Below are 2051 nucleotides of genomic sequence, written 5' to 3'. Positions count from 1 at the left end.
CTGGTCGGCACCCACTGGAACTCCATGAACGCGCTCGCTTTCGGCGGCGCCGGCAACGGTGATCGTTGGCCGGATCTGCTCGCGCGCAAGCGCACGGACGGCAGCTTGTGGTTCTACGCCGGCCGCGCGGACGGACATCTCAACGCTCCGAGGCGGGCGGGGACGTCCTGGCACACGATGGACATCATCGTGGGTGCGGGCGCATGGACGGACACCCCGTACGGCGACCTGATAGCTCGCCGGGCTTCCGACGGCGCGCTCTGGCTCTATCCGGGTGCGGCAGGAGGCAAGCGAGGCAAGCCGATCCGCATCGGCAACCGGTGGACGTCCATGGACTTGTTGACCGTCCCTGGCGACATGACCGGCGACGGCCGTCCGGACCTGCTCGCGCGCAAGATCTCCGACGGCACGTTGTGGCTTTACCCCGGCCGAGGCAAGCGCGGTCTCGGCAAGGCGCGCCAGATCGGGCACGGGTGGCGCACCATCGAGCAGGCCACGGGCGTGGGCGACTGGAACGGCAACGGCTATGCGGACATCGTCGTGACCAGGCCGGACGGCACCCTGTGGCTATATCTCACCCGCAGCACCGGAACGTTCGCGCCGGCCATCAAGATCGGCACCGGCTGGCAGGGGATGAAGCCCGTCGTCGGCATGCTGGCGAAATGAGCCGCTGACCCCCACTCGCGCGCCCTGGCGCGGCCGAGCGGGACTCGGATCAACGCGCAGCCATGCGGATGAAGGCCTCCAGCGAGTCCGGGTTGGCCAGCGCCTCACGGCTCACCGCGGTGCCGGGGTCGGCGCCGGCCAGGATCTTCTTGACCGGAACCTCGCACTTCTTGCCGTTCAGCGTGCGCGGGATGTCGTCGACGGTCACGAACCGGTCGGGGACGTGGCGCGGCGAGAGCTGGGATCGCAGCGCCGTGCGAAGCTCGGCGACGATGCCGGTGACGTCGACGCCGTCCGCCACGACGAGGAAGCACAGCAGTTCGCCGTCGTCCGCCGCGATGCCGGAGGTGTCGATGACCAGGGAGTCCAACACGCCCGGATGGGCCTCGACGACACGGTAGAACTCCGCCGTGCCCATCCGCACACCCCCGCGGTTGAGGGTGGAGTCGCTGCGCCCGTGGATGACGGCCGAGCCGCGCGACGTCACGGTGACCCAGTCGCCGTGCCGCCAGACACCGGGGAAGTCGGCGAAGTACGCCTCGCGCATCTTGGCGCCGTCGGGATCGTTCCACAACGACACCGGCATGGACGGCATCGGACGGGTGAGCACCAGCTCACCGACCTCGTCCACCACCGGCCGGCCGGACTCGTCGAAACTGGCGACCGCCGCCCCCAACGCGGGCCGGGACAACTCGCCGAGCCACACCGGGACGTCCGGGGCCGGACCCAAGAAGCCGGTACACAGGTCCGTTCCGCCGGAGAAGCTCGCGATCTGCACCTGCGGGCCCAGGTTGCGCCCGAGCCAGCGGAACCCGTCGGCCGACAGCGGGGCGCCGGTCGAGCCGACGGTGCGCAGCTTCGGCCGTGACCAGGCATCCAGGCTCACCGAACCTTTCAGGCAGGCTTGGACGAACGGCGCCGACGTGCCGAACACGGCGACATTCTCGTCAGCAGCCAGCTGCCACAGCGCATCGAGTCCCGGATGGGCGGGACTGCCGTCGTAGAGCACCACAGTCGACCCGGCCAGCAGCCCGGAGACGAGGAAGTTCCACATCATCCAGCCGGTGGTGGTGAACCAGAACAGCCGGTCGCCCGGGCCGGCGTCGAAGTGCAGGGCCAACGACTTCAGGTGCTCCAGCGTGATGCCGCCGTGCCCGTGCACGATGCCTTTGGGCAGGCCGGTGGTTCCGGAGGAGTACAGCACCCACAGCGGGTGGTCGAACGGCACCGGTTCGAAGGCGAGGGCGGCGCCGTCGTGGCGGGCCAGCAGGTCGTCCCAGTGCACCAATCCCTCGCCTGGCAGCACGTGGTCGTCCGGCTGCGAATCGTCCGTTGCTGCTGACGGGACCATGATCGTGGCGGCCAGGCCGGGCAGTTGTTCACGT

Annotated in this window: 2 protein-coding genes; one reads left to right on the top strand and one right to left on the bottom strand. The window is 69.7% G+C overall.

Features of this window, described 5'->3' with window-relative positions:
- Window positions 1-666: VCBS repeat-containing protein (locus M6444_RS09260; protein ID WP_298325950.1), on the top strand; the 666-nt coding region annotated here is incomplete at its 5' end.
- A 49-nt stretch (window positions 667-715) separates the two neighbouring features.
- Here the strand turns inward: M6444_RS09260 and M6444_RS09255 are convergent.
- Window positions 716-2051: acetoacetate--CoA ligase (locus M6444_RS09255; protein WP_298325948.1), on the bottom strand; the 1336-nt coding region annotated here is incomplete at its 5' end.

Source organism: Haloactinopolyspora sp. (assembly GCF_027324685.1).
Taxonomy (GTDB): domain Bacteria; phylum Actinomycetota; class Actinomycetes; order Jiangellales; family Jiangellaceae; genus Haloactinopolyspora.
Note: the sequence above shows the minus strand (reverse complement) of the source record. Positions and strands in the feature narration are given on the sequence as shown.